The 16132-nt window shown below is 58.7% G+C and carries 15 protein-coding genes; 8 read left to right on the forward strand and 7 right to left on the reverse strand.

What is annotated here, in order from left to right:
- Positions 1–125 precede the first annotated feature (125 nt).
- The 4 genes from ACN0VL_RS00130 (at position 126) to ACN0VL_RS00145 (ending at position 3763) form a co-directional block, all read left to right on the forward strand.
- Positions 126–1088 (forward strand): ChaN family lipoprotein, encoded by a 963-nt coding sequence (locus ACN0VL_RS00130; RefSeq protein ID WP_417613910.1) that lies wholly within the window; start codon positions 126–128, stop codon positions 1086–1088.
- A 120-nt stretch (positions 1089–1208) separates the two neighbouring features.
- Positions 1209–1541 carry an SMR family transporter gene (locus ACN0VL_RS00135; RefSeq protein WP_417613912.1) on the forward strand — a complete coding sequence of 111 codons (333 nt, stop codon included), beginning with the start codon at positions 1209–1211 and terminating at the stop codon, positions 1539–1541.
- Positions 1542–1557: 16 nt separating this feature from the next.
- Positions 1558–2277: a glycerophosphoryl diester phosphodiesterase gene (locus ACN0VL_RS00140; protein ID WP_417613914.1), complete on the forward strand. Its 720-nt coding sequence runs from the start codon at positions 1558–1560 to the stop codon at positions 2275–2277.
- A 163-nt stretch (positions 2278–2440) separates the two neighbouring features.
- The gene (locus ACN0VL_RS00145) at positions 2441–3763 is read left to right on the forward strand and encodes a DEAD/DEAH box helicase (protein WP_417613916.1); all 1323 of its coding nucleotides are present in this window, start codon (positions 2441–2443) and stop codon (positions 3761–3763) included.
- Between the two features lie 621 nt (positions 3764–4384).
- Here ACN0VL_RS00145 and ACN0VL_RS00150 read toward each other — a convergent pair.
- The gene (locus ACN0VL_RS00150) at positions 4385–5542 is read right to left on the reverse strand and encodes a benzoate/H(+) symporter BenE family transporter (protein WP_417613918.1); all 1158 of its coding nucleotides are present in this window, start codon (positions 5540–5542) and stop codon (positions 4385–4387) included.
- A gap of 112 nt (positions 5543–5654) precedes the next feature.
- On the opposite strand from ACN0VL_RS00150, the gene ACN0VL_RS00155 reads away from it, so the two are divergent.
- Positions 5655–6227 carry a helix-turn-helix domain-containing protein gene (locus ACN0VL_RS00155; protein ID WP_417613920.1) on the forward strand — a complete coding sequence of 191 codons (573 nt, stop codon included), beginning with the start codon at positions 5655–5657 and terminating at the stop codon, positions 6225–6227.
- A gap of 89 nt (positions 6228–6316) precedes the next feature.
- Here ACN0VL_RS00155 and ACN0VL_RS00160 read toward each other — a convergent pair whose 3' ends face one another.
- The 6 genes from ACN0VL_RS00160 to ACN0VL_RS00185 all read right to left on the reverse strand — a co-directional run bounded on the left by ACN0VL_RS00160 (position 6317) and on the right by ACN0VL_RS00185 (position 11053).
- Positions 6317–6634 carry a chaperone modulator CbpM gene (locus ACN0VL_RS00160; RefSeq protein ID WP_417613922.1) on the reverse strand — a complete coding sequence of 106 codons (318 nt, stop codon included), beginning with the start codon at positions 6632–6634 and terminating at the stop codon, positions 6317–6319.
- A gap of 3 nt (positions 6635–6637) precedes the next feature.
- Positions 6638–7591, reverse strand: coding sequence for a DnaJ C-terminal domain-containing protein (locus ACN0VL_RS00165; protein ID WP_417613924.1), 954 nt, complete (start codon positions 7589–7591; stop codon positions 6638–6640).
- Positions 7592–7744: 153 nt separating this feature from the next.
- Positions 7745–8251 (reverse strand): Hsp20/alpha crystallin family protein, encoded by a 507-nt coding sequence (locus tag ACN0VL_RS00170; protein WP_417613926.1) that lies wholly within the window; start codon positions 8249–8251, stop codon positions 7745–7747.
- Positions 8252–8542: 291 nt separating this feature from the next.
- A complete protein-coding gene (locus tag ACN0VL_RS00175; RefSeq protein ID WP_417613928.1) occupies positions 8543–8938 on the reverse strand; it encodes an Hsp20/alpha crystallin family protein in 396 nt (131 codons plus the stop codon).
- 52 nt (positions 8939–8990) lie between these two features.
- Positions 8991–9437: an Hsp20/alpha crystallin family protein gene (locus ACN0VL_RS00180; RefSeq protein ID WP_417613930.1), complete on the reverse strand. Its 447-nt coding sequence runs from the start codon at positions 9435–9437 to the stop codon at positions 8991–8993.
- Positions 9438–9730: 293 nt separating this feature from the next.
- Entirely contained in the window at positions 9731–11053 is a 1323-nt protein-coding gene (locus ACN0VL_RS00185; RefSeq protein WP_417613932.1) for a sigma-54-dependent transcriptional regulator, read from the reverse strand.
- A 774-nt stretch (positions 11054–11827) separates the two neighbouring features.
- Here ACN0VL_RS00185 and ACN0VL_RS00190 point away from each other — a divergent pair.
- The 3 genes from ACN0VL_RS00190 (at position 11828) to ACN0VL_RS00200 (ending at position 16123) form a co-directional block, all read left to right on the forward strand.
- Positions 11828–13447 (forward strand): 5-guanidino-2-oxopentanoate decarboxylase, encoded by a 1620-nt coding sequence (locus tag ACN0VL_RS00190; protein WP_417613934.1) that lies wholly within the window; start codon positions 11828–11830, stop codon positions 13445–13447.
- Positions 13447–14892, forward strand: a complete 1446-nt coding sequence (locus ACN0VL_RS00195; protein WP_417613936.1) for an aldehyde dehydrogenase family protein — start codon at positions 13447–13449, stop codon at positions 14890–14892. The genes ACN0VL_RS00190 and ACN0VL_RS00195 overlap by 1 nt, the downstream gene beginning before the upstream one ends.
- Before the next feature lie 202 nt (positions 14893–15094).
- Complete coding sequence (locus ACN0VL_RS00200) at positions 15095–16123, forward strand: LacI family DNA-binding transcriptional regulator (RefSeq protein ID WP_417613938.1); 1029 nt, start codon at positions 15095–15097, stop codon at positions 16121–16123.
- Positions 16124–16132: the final 9 nt, after the last annotated feature.

Genomic DNA, 16132 nt, shown 5'->3' on the forward strand with positions numbered 1-16132 from the left:
GCGTAAGGCGTAAGACGTAAGGCGTAAGACGTAAGGCGTAAGATGCGATTCAATAGTGGATCCAGGTCGCCTATGATAATAGGTTATAGCCTGACTGTTTGTTTCTCTTTGATAAAGGTTGTTTCATGCGGTTACTCATGTTGTTTGCCGGGCTGTTGCTCACGGGGTGTCAGACGCACAGCATGGCGCCTTTGCCGGCACCAACAGCCAACCTGTTCCATTATCAGCTGCAAAATCCCCAGGGCAGCACCCTGTTACTGCCAGATGCCGTTCGGCAACTGGCCGAGGCCGACGTGATTATGGTGGGCGAACTACACGGGCATCAGGGAATACACCGTTTTCAGGCCGACTTGCTGGCCCAGCTGTTAAGTCAGCCTCGGCCGCTCGCCCTGGCCATGGAGCAGTTCAGCCGGGATAACCAGGATACGCTTGATGCCTACTTGGCCGGTGAGATGGGCGAGGAGGCATTTATCAAAAAAAGTCACGCCTGGCCTGGCTATCGCAGCGACTATCGCCCCTTGATTAGCCTGGCCCGAGACGCCAGCATCCCGGTGATTGCCGCCAACGCACCACGCCATCTGGTGCGCTGTATCGGTCGCGAGGGGGCGGATTATTTACGGCGGTTACCAGCCAATGAACGCAAATGGGTTGCCGAACGGCTGACGCTTGCCGACGATGCCTACAAGGCCCGCTTCATGGAAAATCGCCACCATGGTCAGGCCCCCAGCGAACAGCAGTTTGCCGCGCAAACCACCTGGGACGACACCATGGCCGAAAGCATTCAGCTCTACTTGCAGCAACATCCCGGCCACAGCATGATGTTAACCGTCGGCCGGTTTCATATCGCCGAAGGCCTGGGCACGGCCCAGCGTTTGCAGCAACGCAACCCCAGGCTGAACATAGTGCTGATTTATCCGGTAACGGCAGATGAAGCCTTGCCCAAGGCGCCGCTGTGGACACTGCACGTGGCCCCATTACCCGCCTCCCGTTTAAAGGGCGAGCCACTGCCGGCGTTTAAACGGGGCGAGCCTGACTGTCTGGCAGGATCTGTATCCGTCCTGTTCGGCCCGCCTGCCCGAAACTCATAAGCCGGCGGCCATCAAAAGTGGCCATTCCGTCACTCATGATCCCCCACAAAGTGATATTATCGGGCAGTGTGACAGGGCAGGTCTATTACCTGCAATCTCAGCTTAGGAGTAGGTATAGAATTGAACGCTTATGGATTGCTGGCCGTGGCCATTATTGCCGAAGTGGTTGCCACCACTGCACTAAAGGCATCGGCGGGGTTCAGCCGCCTCGGGCCCAGCCTGGTGGTGGTAGCCGGCTACGGTATCGCCTTCTGGCTGCTGGGGCTGGTGATGCACTCTGTGCCGGTAGGCGTCGCCTATGCCATCTGGTCCGGCGCCGGCATAGTGCTGGTGACCCTGCTGGCGGTGCTGTTTTATCGGCAGGTCCCGGATTTGCCGGCCTTGATCGGCATGGGGCTTATCATCTCCGGAGTGGCGGTCATCCAGCTGTGGTCGAAAAGCGGCGGCCACTGAAAAACAGGAGCAGGCCATGATTGTGTGCGGACACAGAGGCATCGCCAGCCTGGCCCCGGAAAATACCCTGGCCGGGTTGCGCGAGGCGCATCGGCTGGGTTTTACCTGGGTAGAAATCGACGTCCAGCTGACCCGGGACGAGCAGGTGGTGGTTGCCCACGACGAAAAGGTCAACCGTTGCACCAACGGCAAGGGCTGGCTGCGCCAATTCGACTGGCAGGAACTGAGCCGACTCGATGCGGGCAGCTGGTTTTCCCCCGCCTTCGCCGACGAGCGCATACCGCTGCTGCGGGATTATCTCGCCCTCGCCACCAGGCTCGGCATGCACGTCAATATCGAGTTCAAGCTCTACCCCGGGGATGATGCGGAGCGGCTGTGTCGCCGGGTGAGCGAGATCATGGCACCAGGCCCCTTCGCCCCGGAGAAGCTGCTGTTTTCCAGCTTCGAGCCCGACTGCCTGCGTCACCTGCAGAAGCTGCAACCGAATGTCGCTCGCGCCCTGTTGGTGGAGAAGATCCCCGACGACTGGCAGACACAACTGCACCGGCTGAGTTGTCGTGCCCTGCACTGCCATTATCGCCACCTGACTCAAGCCCAGGCGCAAGCGGTTAGCGCCGCCGGTTATCAGCTGAATTGTTATACCGTCAATCAACAGTGCCAGGCCGACAAACTAGCGAGCTGGGGAGTCAATATGATCTTCACAGATAAACCGTTAACAACAAGCGGTCGGCGGTAAGTACTGCTGACCACTTTGTTTACGCCTTACTCTTCACGGCTTCCTCCTTACTACAAAACGCTTTAATTTATGGCACTTTGTGCTTTTCTGTTATCATGATGCCAGTTTGCCTATCGGCAATGCCTCTCAGCCGTCCGCCAGGACCTTATTTGTTCGGAGTCTCATGTCTTTTGCTTCCCTAGGCCTCAACGCCCAGCTCGTTCAAGCTATTAATGAATGTGGTTATACAGAACCTACCCCTATTCAAACTCAAGCCATTCCGTTAGTACTTAAAGGCGGCGATCTGCTTGCCGGAGCTCAGACCGGTACCGGTAAAACCGCCGGTTTTGGTCTGCCTATGTTGCAGCGCTTAAGCGAAACAAAAGCCAAACCGCTGGCCAATGGCCGAGCGCCCGTCCGCGCCCTGGTGCTGACCCCGACTCGCGAGCTGGCCGCTCAGGTCGAAGAAAACCTGCGCGCCTATGCCAGGCATTCGGACTTGACCACTCTGGCCATGTTTGGCGGTGTCAGCATCAACCCGCAAATGAAAGCCCTGGGTCGCAAGGTTGATATCGTCGTGGCCACGCCCGGTCGCTTGCTGGATCACGTTTCACAGCGTTCCATCGACTTGTCACGGATTGAAATGCTGGTGCTGGACGAAGCGGATCGCATGCTGGACATGGGCTTTATTCGCGATATTCAGCGTATTATTGCCAAGATGCCGGCAAAACGACAAAACCTGCTGTTTTCTGCCACTTTTTCTAACGAAATCAAAAAGCTGGCTGAAAGCTTGCTCACCAACCCCGGGCACATAGAAGTGGCCACCCGCAACGCCACCGCCGAAACCATAGCCCAGCGTTTTTATGGTGTAGACAAAAACCGTAAGCGTGCCCTGCTGAGCTATTTAATTGGCCACAACAACTGGCAGCAGGTACTGGTGTTCACCCGCACCAAGCACGGTGCCAACCGCCTGGCGATGCAGCTGGATAAAGACGGCCTGCCGGCCATGGCCATTCATGGCGACAAGAGCCAGGGTGCTCGTACTCGCGCCTTGAGCCAGTTTAAAGAAGGCAAGTTGCGTGTCTTGGTGGCGACCGATATTGCCGCCCGTGGTATCGACATCAGCGAGCTGCCCCACGTCGTCAACTACGAGCTGCCTCATGTAGCCGAAGATTATGTACACCGCATTGGTCGTACCGGTCGTGCCGGTATTCAAGGCGAAGCCCTGTCGCTGGTGTGCTTTGAAGAAAAGCCACTGCTTAAAGCGATTGAGAAGGTGATCAAGCAAACCGCCGAGCTGGAAATCATGCCGGGCTACGAGCCCATTCCCGACAGCCAGCAGCCTCCTATCGAAAAGCCGGGCGCGAATAATCGCGGTCGTGGCAACCCGGGTGGTCGAGGTAATCACAACGGTGGACGTGGCCAAAATCCACGTAATGCCAATAACAAGTCACCCCGCAGCAACAAACCCAATCAGCCGCAGCGCCACGGCCGACACGACGGATAACACATAGCTGCCAGAAAAAGACAGAACAAGCCGACTGCACCGCAGTCGGCTTTTTTATGGCGGCCGGAAGCCCTGTAGTAGCTGCTTTATACCAATCTAAGTAAAAATATGATCTATTTTAAAGCTGAGTACCAGAGGAAACAGAGTCAGCTCCCACGACACGCCATAAACCCATCCTTGGGGGCTCGGGAAATGACATCCCTGTCATTTCACGGTCGTGGGAGCCGATCTCTGTTGCCTCTCCACAAGCACCGAGTTGTCTGTAGATAGCACCTACAGGCAACTCCGCAGCTGGGGGAGGATGAAGAGATCTACTCCACCGACCATCACATGACAAGGATGTCATGTGTTTGAGCGCCACAGGGATGTGCTTGCAGCGTGTCGGTGGAGTAGACCCTTCGTTCGACCTTTACAGAGCAGCTAAATAGACCAGTTACTTACTCAGTTTAGTATTAGCTGCTAAATCCTGCGCAGCAGGATCTGGTGCACAGGTTTAGGTAATACGGCAATATATGTGACACCAGAGCAAAAATGCCGCTTTGCGCCATTGCGCAGCTAAAGCAGCGCCTTGCAGGGGATCTCCTCACGCCTTACACCTCCCCCCTCACTCCTCACCGCTAATCAGCTGTTTCTCAGATTCAAGCAATGTACGGTTCCACCGACGACCAGCCCCCAGAAGGCACTGCCGATACCGAACAGGGCTACACCCGAGGCGGTGATCATGAAGGTCAATAAAGCCGCATCCCGCTCTTGCTCATTGGCCAGGGCCACCGTCAGGCTGTTGCCGATAGTGCCCAGCAAAGCCAGGCCGGCAATGGCCATCACCAGCTCAGTCGGTAATGCGGCAAACAGCCCCACAACAGTGGCGCCAAACAGGCCCATGAGTAAATAAAACACCCCCGCCCATACTCCCGCCTTATACCGCTGACGAGGGTCGGCATCGACTTCTTTACCCATGCATACCGCCGCACTAATGGCGGCCAGATTAAAGGCAAAACCACCAAAAGGCGCCAGCAATAGTCCGGTCATGCCGGTCCAGCTGATTAACGGCGAGGCCTTGGCCTGATAACCATGAGCCCGTAATACGGCAATGCCGGGTACGTTCTGCGACGCCATGGTAACCATAAACAAGGGAATGCCAATCCCGATCAAACTGCTGGCCGTAAAGCTGGGCATCATCAACACCGGCTGTGCCAGCTGCCAGCTAAACTGTTCAAACTGCAACAACCCCGCGGCCCCCGCGACGGCCAAGCCGGCGAGCAAGCTGAGCGGGATCACATAACGAGGCAGGCGCCGGCGCAATGCCAGATAGGTCACCAACATGGCTCCCACCAGCCAGGGCTGAGTTTGCGCCGAGACAAACAAGTTCAAGCCGAAGGTGAGCAAGACGCCGCCCAACATGGCCGCGGCCAGACCCGCCGGCACTAATTGCATGATGCGATCGAACCAGCCGGTCACCCCACACAGCACAATCAGCGCCGAGCTGAACAAAAATATCCCTATCGCTTCACTCATGGGCACTCCCGCCAGGGCCGTGACCAGCAAGGCCGCGCCCGGTGTCGACCAGGCGGTGATAATGGGCTCGCGATAACGCAGCGAAAAACCAATGCAGGTCACGCCCATACCCAGCCCCAACGCCCACATCCAGGAGCTGATTTCAGCCTGGCTGGCCCCGGCGGCGGCCGCGGCCTGAAAAATAATGGCCGCCGAGCTGGTATAACCGACCAGCACCGCAATAAAGCCCGCCGACAAATGAGAAAAATGAAAGGTCGAGCGCATGTCATCTATCCTTGAATAATTAAACTGTGCGCTATAGCGCACAGTCCGAAAATCACATGCTAGCAAAGGTATGCTATAACGCACAACAACAAGATTAATCAGGAAAGATGCCATGCAGGAACCAAATCAATACCTTGCCACTCGACTGCGAACCCTGCGCCAGCAACGGGGCTGGAGCCTGGACAGGTGTGCCAGTGAAACCGGGGTCAGCAAGGCCATGCTGGGGCAGATAGAGCGCGGCGAGTCCAGCCCCACCATCGCCACCCTGTGGAAGATAGCCGGCGGCTTTCATAGCTCGTTGTCCGACTTTCTGGAACCGACACCCGAGCCCCACCCCGGTCCACTCTACCGGCAGGCCGATGCGCTGCGCCAGCAGCCGGCCGGTGATGGCATGCTGGTGTCGCCCCTGTTTCCCTTTGAAGACAGGTTTGGCTTCGAGATGCTGGAGCTGACCCTGCTGCCCGGTTATCAACGCCGGTCCGATCCCCACGAGCGCGGTGTGATCGAGCACGTGATAGTGCAGCGGGGAGAAATGGAGCTGTTACTGGAAGGCCAGTGGCAGCCGCTGGCCCCGGGTTCGGCGGTGCGTTTTCCCGCCGATCTGCCCCACGGTTATCGCAACTCTGGTGAAACGCCCGCCGTGTTTTACAACCTGATCCATTATCCGGTTCGGGGTCTAGCATAGTTCCGGACGCGACTGAAATCGATACCATCGCCAGGCATGCGGCATGCCTGGCGATGGTATCGACGCTGTTTATCACAGTCATTTCGGAGCTATCCTTCCAACCGGCGCAGTCGCACCCGCAGCAGTTCCAACTCTTCCAACAGATCGATCGCCAATGCAGCCCCCGCCATATTGACACCCAGGTCCTGCTCCAGGCGCTGCGCACAGCGCACCCGCCGCACGCAGATGGCTTGAAAACGCCAGCATGCGGGATCGCGACCGACAGGCTCGATGACCCCTTCCTGTACCAGCTCTAAGACATGCTCGGCGGGTAGTTGGCAGGCCCGACACAGTTCGGCCAGGCTCAATTCGATGTCTTCCTCGAAAATATCACCCGACAGCAGTTGCAACAGTTCGCCTTTCGCCATAATTCAAACTCCCAGGTGCGCACGCGGATTGAACTCGGTTGCCTTCTCGAATGCCTCGTAGGCCTTTTGGGCCGCATCGGTGTCCGCCTTTGGCAGGGCAATCTGCAACACCACATAGAGGTCACCCGGTTCTTTTGCTGGAATACCCCGCCCTTTCAACCGCAGTTTGCGGCCACCCGACGAGTTGGCGGGTATCTTTAGGTCGACCGGGCCGGTTGGCGTTGGCGCCTTGACTCTGGCCCCCAACCCCGCCTCCCAGGGGGCCACCGGGAGATTCAGGTAGATATCCTTTCCCTCGACCTTGTAGTAGGGATGAGGGCGGAACTCGACTTCCAGAAACAGATCACCGGCTTCGCCTTTGCCGATGCCGGTGCCGCCCTGCTTCGACAGGCGTATATGTTGCCCCTGGCGCACGCCCTTGGGGATGCGAACATTCAGGGCCCGCTCCTCGAGCCGCGGCCGGCCGTCCTTTCCCAGTTCGGTGCGCTTCAGTGTCAGGGTACGTGTCGCCCCCTGATAGGCGTCCTCCAAATCGATCAGAACCTTGGCGTAGGAGTCTTCGCCGCGTGCATGAAGCTCGCGTCGCGAACGTCTGCCAAAACCGTGCGTCTGGCCGCTACGCCCGAACAGACTCTCGAAAAAGTCGCTGAACTGTTCAGCATCTCCACCGGTGAAGCCGCCGCCATGGAATTCGAAACCCTGGTCCCAGTCCGGCGGCGGTCGGAATTTCTGTCCGGACTTCCAATTAGCACCAAGCTGGTCATAGGCTGCTCGTTTCTCCGGGTCCTTGAGCACCTCGTAGGCCTCGCCCACCTCCTTGAAACGGATCTCTGCATCCGCTTCCTTGCTGACATCCGGATGGTACGCGCGGGCCAGCTTGCGATAAGCGCGCTTGATCTCGTCCTGGGTAGCGTCACGCTTGACGCGCATGATCTTGTAGTAGTCTTTGAATTCCATCGGTAGCCGCCGTATTTTGCTTTATCGTCGAGAGACCATACAGTCTCGCTACGCGACCCCGGTAACAGCTCGGTAAGCCACGAGACGCCCCGTACCTCTCACTCATTGCCTCGCTGATACCCCTGGCGCCGAGACGAAGAAGATCAACAGTTCCTAATGGATATCGATTTTAATGGTACGGCGACGTCGCGAGGCAAGCTTGGGCAACTCGATTCTCAGCACACCATTTTTGTAATTGGCCTGGGCCTTGGTCGACTCCACCTCCTCAGGCAAGGGTATCGCCCTTTCGAAGCGACCATAGGCGCACTCGGTGACGTGGTAATGTCCTTCGGTTCGTTCACGCTCGATCTGTTTTTCCCCGCGCACCACCAGATAGTTGTCGATCACCTCCAGATCAAAGTCCGATTTTTCCAGGCCAGGTGCTTCCAGACGCACCACTATCTTGTCGTCGTCGTCGAAGACCTCCGCCGCCAGCACCCCCCAACCCGCGCTGCGCACTGTAACCTCCTGACCTGTAACCCTATTGTCTTCGTGAGCCGCCTTGCCCAGTGTGAACCGGGTCATGGCGCCGGCAGCGCGCCGGTACAGTCGCTGCCAACCGTCAACCAGAGTATCCCAAGCCTCGCTCAGTCCTTCGCGTAAATGATGTAGTGTGGACATTTGTCTCCCTCCTGCCAGTAAAACTTGCTTGAGTGGTGCAGAACACCATCTCGCTCGCCAGGGTGAGCACGATCGCAGTTGACGACATGACCAGAGCCATACTTACGGCCAGCACGATAATCAGTGGCAACGCGACAGTGTGCTCACAAGCGCTGCCCTTCGGGTTCGGCTAGACGCGTTTTTCTCTTTGTTGAGCGGGATTTGGCTTAGAACGACTAGGCTACGACCCACTCGCCGCGATAAAAACGCGTTTAACTCGAACAAAATTTAACCGCGAAAGGCCAACAGACCCTAGCCCCCGCTGATCTCGATCTTGCGTGGCTGCACCTCGGCCCGCTTGGGCAGACGCAGAGTCAGTTCGCCGTTGTTCATTTCGGCGTTGATCCTGTCCGTCTCCAGCTCATTACTCAGTGTAAAGCTGCGGCGGAAACGGGTGCCCTTGATATCGGCATACAGGGCTTCCATTCCCTCCGGCATGTCGATCGCCGCCAGCCCCTCTATGGTCAGGTTGTTGCCATCGACCCGTACGTCGAGCCGGTCGCGGGAGACACCGGGCAGATCCGCTTTGAGGGTGATCCCGGTTGAGTCTTCATAGATATCGACCGCCGGACGCAGAACGGCCTCACGTTCGGTTTGGCGTTGTACCTGACCCGACTCGGTCGTTTTCATGGTTTTGGTGTCGGTCATGGTTGAATCTCCTCTGGCTTAAAGATCCAAGTTACAAATTGACATTAGCATCTCACTTGACTTCTATCTTGCGCGGCTGGAGCTCTTTCTTGCGCTGGACTGTGATATGCAGCACGCCGTCCCGATAAGCCGCGTCGACGCCGTCCGGGTCCACGTCCTCGGGCAGCGTGATGACACGTTTGAAGCTGCCTTTGAACCGCTCGCGACGATACACCTGCGCACCCTCGGGCAGCTCTATCTCACGCTTGCCCGATACCGTCAGCAGGTTCTGTTGCAACGAGATGTCCAGGCTCTTCGGATCCATCCCGGCGGTAAACATGTAGACATCCACCTGCTTTGGCGAGGCGCCGACATTGATTGCCGGGTAGGTCCCTGCAGCTACCGAGCGGATACCCAGTGGGTCTCCGCCCCCGCCACCAAACATCACATCCATCTCTCGACGTATGCGCTCGAACTGGTCGAAGACATCACGATCGAAACCGGTTAAGTAACCGAACATGGCGCACCTCCTTGAATGGCAATCTGAATACAGGGCTGCGTTACGGCCCGCTTCTCTCGCAATCTTTATCATTGCAAAGAACGCGCCAGCGTTAAGCTCATTGTTTTTGTTAAGTTACTTGCGTAGATGAAGAACAACTTGCGGTCAGTGTGGCCGGCCGATAGAGCAATATCCGGCCAGTTTGGCTGGAGATCCCGCTTGGCAAAGATGCTAATACCGCGTCCGACGGCATTTTTTCAAAAAGAGGTGTCACAGCATTTTTTGAGCTAGGTTAGTGGGGACCGTCCTTTATCTCATGACTCGTTTAGCCTACGGCGCAAGGTCCGCTCACCGATACCGAGCAGCCTGGCCGCCTTGCTGCGGTTGTAGCCGGTTTCCTTGAGGGCGGCATCGATCAGTAGCCCTTCTGCATCAGCCAGAGTTGTCCCCCTGGGAATCAGCACTCCCCCGACGGCCCCAGTGACACCGGACGCTCTGGCTGGTAAAACCGGTGCCAGCAGGTTTGTACCGACCTCACGCACAGCTTCGGGCAAGCGAATCGCCAAGCGTACCATCACATTTCGCAATTCGCGCACATTGCCCGGCCAATGGTAGCCAGCCAGCAGGGTGAGTGCGTCACGGGACAATGTCGGCGCCGCGCCGAACTTGCCCATGTCGGTCAGGATTTTGCCGAGGAAGTGCCGGGCAAGCAGCTCGATGTCGCCGGCACGCTCGCGCAACGGCGGGAGCTCGATAACCAGCACGTTGAGGCGAAACAGCAGGTCCTGGCGAAACAAACCCGATTCGACGTGTTTTTCCAGAGAACGATGCGTTGCAGCCACCACGCTGACATCCACGCTCACGCCGCGCTCGCTGCCCAGACGATGCACCAGTCCTTCTTCCAGCACGCGCAGCAGGCTGACCTGAGCGGTGGGCGGCATCTCGCCGATCTCGTCGAAGAACAGGGTGCCACCATGGGCCTGCTCGAAACGACCCCGATGCTGGCGGGTCGCGCCCGTGAAGGCGCCCTTCTCGTAGCCGAACAGTTCGGCCTCGAGCATGGTTTCCGGAATGGCACCGCAGTTCACGGCAATAAAAGGCCCCTGGGCGCGGGGCCCCAGCCCATGCAGTGCCCGAGCAACCAGCTCCTTACCCGTTCCGGTTTCCCCCTGAATCAATACCGGTTCGCCACTCGCGGCAAATCGGGGTAGATCACCCAGTGCCTCGAGCATTACCGGATCGCGTACCGTGAGATAGGGAGAAAGCTGCTCAGCCAGAACATGGCTCGAGCGACCCACGGCCAGATCGTCGACCAAGTGCCACGCCAGGGCAATCGGATCGACCGGCTTCTCGAAATAATGTTGTACCCCATGGCGTAGCGCCTCGACGGCGCTATCGATGCTCCCCTGTTCAGTGAGCAGATAGAAAGCGCCATCGGGATGACGAACCAGATACTCGGGCAACAGCTCAAGCCCAGGACCGTCCTTGAGCTGTAGGTCGGCCAGCACCGCGTCAGGAGACCAGGTCTCCAGTGACCGCCGCGCCTCATAGAGGCTACTGACACCGGTGACTGCCGCGCCCAAATAGCCTAATTCCCGTGTCAGGCCGCGTACTATGCCCGGGTCCTCGTCCAACACCAGTAGAGAAATGCCGTTCAGACTTGGAAGGGCTTCTTGAGTCGGCTCCAGCAATGGGGGACCTCCTTATGTTGCAGCGGTAGGGCGAGCACGTCGCGTGCTTCGCCAACATCAGTTCAGCCAGGCGTATGGCATCGTTGAGCAGTGCGCCGCAATTTCGGTCAACGAGACGCCTTGATAAACCTCCTGAAAATGACTCACAAGCCTGACCAGAGATTTGCGGGCTGATTAGGATCGAACTAAAAAACGTATCGGTACTACCCTGTAGTCGCTCCCCCACGATCGAAAAAGCGTTAGGTCCGATGATAAGTATCGAGGGCATGTTGCGCCTGCCTGATTGGACACCACAACCGTTCCGCACGCGCCGTGATCTCCCAAGCGTATGCAATCAACCCATTGCCGTATACCCCTGTCTGGACGAAAAGACACCATGAACCCTTACTATAGCTTGGTGAAGTGGGTGAACTCCGTCTCTTTTGGCCGAAAGTACTGAACAAGTGGTTCTAGAATAAAGGGGTCACATCCAGGAGCCGATCTCGGCCTGCTGGCGCCCGCCGTGTTTTACAACCTGATCCATTATCCCCACTCGTCTGACTCCTGACCTCCGGCTATCCGTGGTGTTACCGGCGTGCTTGATGCCGGAGATGAAGGGTGACCTGCGTTCAGTCATCAAAAATATGTGATGAATGGTTGCAATCAGCCATATGTTATCGATAACATCGGGGTATTCCTGATGGTAAAACCATCACCCTTACTGATGAGTGAAGGAGTTTTATGAAAACCTGTGGCGAAGTTCTGGTCGAGCTTTTAGAGGGATATGGCGTCGATACTGTCTTTGGTATTCCCGGTGTACACACGGTGGAGCTGTACCGCGGCCTGCCGTCCACCGAGCTGCGTCATGTGACGCCGCGCCACGAACAGGGTGCAGGCTTCATGGCCGACGGTTACGCCCGGGTTACCGGCAAGCCTGGCGTATGCCTGATTATCACGGGCCCCGGTATGACCAACATCATCACCGCTATGGGGCAGGCCTACGCCGACTCGGTACCAATGCTGGTGATCTCCAGCGTCAACAACCGTGAGCAGCTCGGCATGGGCAACGGACACCTGCACGAACTGCCGTCGCAGCGTAACCTGGTGGCTGGCGTCAGCGCCTTCAGTCACACCTTGATGCGTCCGGACGAGCTGCCGGCTGTGCTGGCTCGTGCTTTCGCGATCTTCAACAGCGCCCGCCCACGTCCGGTGCACATCGAGATCCCGATTGATGTCATTACAGCACCGGCCGATCACCTGTCTCTCAAACCCGCGGCCCTGCCAAGTCGCCCGGCGCCCTGCCCGTCGGCGTTGAAAGCCGCGGCCGATTTGCTGCGTTCTGCCAAGCGCCCACTGGTGCTGCTCGGTGGCGGCACCAGCGATAGCGGTGCGGCAATGACCCGGCTGGTGGAGGCCCTGGACGCCCCCACGGCATATACCATTAACGCCAAGGGCGTGCTGCCTAAAGGACACGCGCTGGCACTGGGGTCGAATCAGTCGCTGGTACCGGTACGTCAACTGGCACTGGAGGCCGATGTGGTACTGGCGATCGGCACCGAGCTCGGCGAAACCGACTATGACGCCGTATTCGACGGCAACTTCCGCCTCGGCGGTAAATTGATCCGCATCGATATTGACCCCGAGCAGCTCAACCGCAACTTCCCGGCCGAAGTCGCCATTCTTAGCGACGCCGGGCTGGCCGTTGACGGCCTGCTCCGCGAACTGGGAGAACCGGCAGGAGGAACAGCCGAAGACAGTCCGGGGGCACAGCGTGCTCGAGCGGTGCGCGAGCTGCTCGATACCCAGAAGCCGACGGCCTGGAACGGCCAGCGCCGGGTACTCGAGACCATTCAGCAGGTACTGCCAGAGGTGATCGTCGTGGGCGACTCGACCCAGCCAGTCTATTCCGGCAACCACCTGTACGAGTCACACAGTCCACGTTCCTGGTTCAACTCCGCAACCGGTTACGGCACCCTGGGCTACGGCCTGCCTGCGGCCATCGGCGCCAAGCTGGCGGCTCCGCAGCGTCCGGTCGTTTCACTGATTGGTGATGGTGGCATTCAGTTCACCTTGCCGGAGCTGGCCTCGGCGGTGGAAGCGAAAACCCCCATCATAGTGTTACTCTGGAACAACGACGGATACGGCGAAATCAAGCACTACATGGAAAGCCGTGATATCGAGCCCATCGGCGTCGATATTTATACGCCGGATCTGCTCGCCATCGCCCGCGGTTTCGGCTGCCACGCCGAACAGGCCACCAGCTTCGAGCAACTGCGGGACCTGCTGCAGACCGCCGCCGGCGCGACCCGCCCGACCATCATCGAAGTGCGTGAAGACGCGCCTTTCATCCTGGAGGCATAATGAGTTACGACAAGTTCTTTATCGATGGTCACTGGGTCGCCCCCAGTACGGATGCTTGCCTGGCGGTGATCAACCCGGCGACCGAAGAAGTGATAGCGGAGGTCGCTGCCGGTGGCCCGCAGGATGTGGATCTGGCGGTCAGTGCGGCGCGTCGCGCCTTCGCCGACTGGCGTCGTACCAGCGGTGCCGAGCGTGCCGGCTACCTGCGTGCCATCGCCCGGGCCATTGAAGCAAGGGCCGGGGAACTGGCGGCGATTTCTTCACGCAATAACGGCAAGCCACTGTTCGAGGCCGAAATTGACATCGGTGACGCCATTGCGACCTACGACTACTACGCGGGACTCGCCGAGCAACTGGATGAGCGCCAGAACGTCCCCGTGGTGCTGGCGGCCGAGGGCTTCGAGTCTCGCACTCGCCTTGAGCCGGCGGGTGTCGTGGGGCTGATTGTGCCCTGGAACTTTCCCTTCGTGACCACCGCCTGGAAAGTCGCGCCAGCCCTGGCAGCAGGCTGTACCATAGTGCTCAAGCCATCGGAGGTGACCCCGCTGGTGGAACTCCAGATGGGCGAAATTGCACAACAGGTCGGGCTGCCGGCCGGTGTGCTTAACATAGTGAACGGCTCCGGCCCCGACGTCGGAGCTCCGCTCACCAACCACCCGGGCATCGACAAGGTTTCCTTCACCGGCAGCAATCGTGTCGGCGAGACGGTCATGCAGAGCGCCGCGAAACAGATCCAGTCGGTGAGCCTGGAGCTGGGCGGCAAGTCGCCAATGCTGGTGTTCGAAGATGCGGATCTTGACGGCGCCGTCGAATGGATCCTCGGTGGCATCTTCTACAACGCCGGTCAGATGTGCTCGGCGACATCGCGGCTTCTGGTGCAGGAGCGTATCGCCCCGCAGCTGCTCGAACGCCTCAAGTCCGCCAGCGAAGCGATCACACTCGGTGATTCCTTTGACACCAACACTCAAATGGGCCCCCTCACCAGTGCCGCCCAGTACCAGACCGTGCAGGCTTATATCGAACGCGGCCGTGCAGAAGGGTTACAACTGCTGACCGGCGGCAATCGCGCGGCAGGCTTTGATCGTGGCTACTTCATCGAGCCGACAATCTTCGTCGACGTACCAACCGACAGTGCCCTCTGGCGCGAGGAGATCTTCGGCCCGGTACTGTGCGTGCGCACCTTCACCGATGAAGCCGAAGCGATCCGCCTGGCCAACGATAATGACTTCGGCCTGGCCGCAGGCATCATCACGGCCGACGGCCAACGGGCACAGCGTGTTTCCGAAGCCCTGGATGCCGGGCACATCTGGATCAACAGTCTGCAGGTGGTGTTTCCGGAAACGTCCTGGGGAGGCTTCAAGCGCAGCGGTATTGGCCGCGAGCTGGGACCCTGGGGGCTGTCTGCCTACCTTGAGGTCAAACATATCACCCGGCCGCTGGACTGATTCATATCCACAGGCCTGCTCATGCAAAATGGGGCTCTCTAACGAGCCCCTTTTTATTCATGGTCCGGGCGAAAGCTGGCAGCCATACCGGTCAGACATCAAGCCTGTTGCCTCCGGGCTGTCTGCGGCAGATGCAAACTGTGTTCAATGCCGCTATGTTAGCGCCAACGCACCCACCCCTTTTATTCAACCCGAGAAATACATGACCACCAAGCGCAAACCCACGGTCAAGGATGTCGCCCGACTCGCGGGCGTTTCCAGCATGACAGTCTCTCGCGCCCTGTCCAAGCCCGACGTCGTCTCCCAGCAGACCCGACGCAAGGTAGAGGAAGCCGCGGCACAACTTGGCTACGTGCCCAATCTCGCTGCCATGGCGCTGATCACGAAACGCAGCGGTATGATTGGCGCCCTGATGACCACCATTACCAACCCTATTCTGGCGACCACCATCGAAAAACTGCAGCAGGGATTGGCGGCGAAGGGATACCACCTGCTGATCGGCGAAACGGTCTTTTCCCCCGATCAGGAAGCTCATCTGCTACGCGCCTTTCTCGGCCGCCAGCTCGACGGCCTGATCCTCGCCTACGGTTACCACAACGAGGAGACGCTGGCGCTCCTGCGCGGAGCGGACATTCCGGTGGTGGAGCTGTGGGATCTGCCGGAAGGTCCACTCCCCCGTCAGCCAATTGGCCGCGTGGTCGGCTTCTCCAACTGGTCCGCAGGCCATGCGGCAGGACAGCACCTGGTCGAGCAAGGCTATCAACGCCCGGGATTCTTCGGCTTCGACGACGAGCGCGAGGAGCTGCGTTGGCAGGGATTTCGCCAGGCCGTACTGGACGGCCTTGGCCTCGAGCCGTTTCGTTTCAAGACTTCCTCCATCCCCAGCCTCGATGATGGTACCAGGGTGATTGAGCTCTATGCCCGGGATGAAATCCCCTGTGATGCGCTTTTTTTCACCAATGACATGCAGGCTATCGGCGCCCTCTACCGCTGTCAGCGCTTGGGTATCCAGGTACCAGACCCCCTCGGCATCTGCGGCTTTGGCGACTTGCCGATCGCGCAGGTTTCGACCCCCTCACTGACCAGCGTGCGCATACCGGCAGAAAAGGTCGCCAGGCTGACGGTCGAGCTACTTGACCAGCAGATCCGCGGCGAGGAGGTAAAAACGGCGGCTATCGACGTCGGCTGTGAGCTGATCGCCCGCGAGTCCACACGAAGAAACCCTGAGTAAGGCTGGGCG

Source organism: Oceanisphaera sp., assembly GCF_048268965.1.
In the GTDB taxonomy this organism is placed as follows: Bacteria; Pseudomonadota; Gammaproteobacteria; order Enterobacterales; family Aeromonadaceae; genus Oceanimonas.

Bases quoted from the DNA above. Each gene is read 5' to 3' on its own strand.
- ACN0VL_RS00130 (WP_417613910.1), top strand. From the start codon at position 126: ATGCGGTTACTCATGTTGTTTGCCGGGCTGTTGCTCACGGGGTGTCAG.
- ACN0VL_RS00140 (WP_417613914.1), top strand. From the start codon at position 1,558: ATGATTGTGTGCGGACACAGAGGCATCGCCAGCCTGGCCCCGGAAAAT.
- ACN0VL_RS00145 (WP_417613916.1), top strand. From the start codon at position 2,441: ATGTCTTTTGCTTCCCTAGGCCTCAACGCCCAGCTCGTTCAAGCTATT.
- ACN0VL_RS00150 (WP_417613918.1), bottom strand. From the start codon at position 5,542: ATGCGCTCGACCTTTCATTTTTCTCATTTGTCGGCGGGCTTTATTGCG.
- ACN0VL_RS00155 (WP_417613920.1), top strand. From the start codon at position 5,655: ATGCAGGAACCAAATCAATACCTTGCCACTCGACTGCGAACCCTGCGC.
- ACN0VL_RS00160 (WP_417613922.1), bottom strand. From the start codon at position 6,634: ATGGCGAAAGGCGAACTGTTGCAACTGCTGTCGGGTGATATTTTCGAG.
- ACN0VL_RS00165 (WP_417613924.1), bottom strand. From the start codon at position 7,591: ATGGAATTCAAAGACTACTACAAGATCATGCGCGTCAAGCGTGACGCT.
- ACN0VL_RS00170 (WP_417613926.1), bottom strand. From the start codon at position 8,251: ATGTCCACACTACATCATTTACGCGAAGGACTGAGCGAGGCTTGGGAT.
- ACN0VL_RS00175 (WP_417613928.1), bottom strand. From the start codon at position 8,938: ATGACCGACACCAAAACCATGAAAACGACCGAGTCGGGTCAGGTACAA.
- ACN0VL_RS00180 (WP_417613930.1), bottom strand. From the start codon at position 9,437: ATGTTCGGTTACTTAACCGGTTTCGATCGTGATGTCTTCGACCAGTTC.
- ACN0VL_RS00190 (WP_417613934.1), top strand. From the start codon at position 11,828: ATGAAAACCTGTGGCGAAGTTCTGGTCGAGCTTTTAGAGGGATATGGC.
- ACN0VL_RS00195 (WP_417613936.1), top strand. From the start codon at position 13,447: ATGAGTTACGACAAGTTCTTTATCGATGGTCACTGGGTCGCCCCCAGT.
- ACN0VL_RS00200 (WP_417613938.1), top strand. From the start codon at position 15,095: ATGACCACCAAGCGCAAACCCACGGTCAAGGATGTCGCCCGACTCGCG.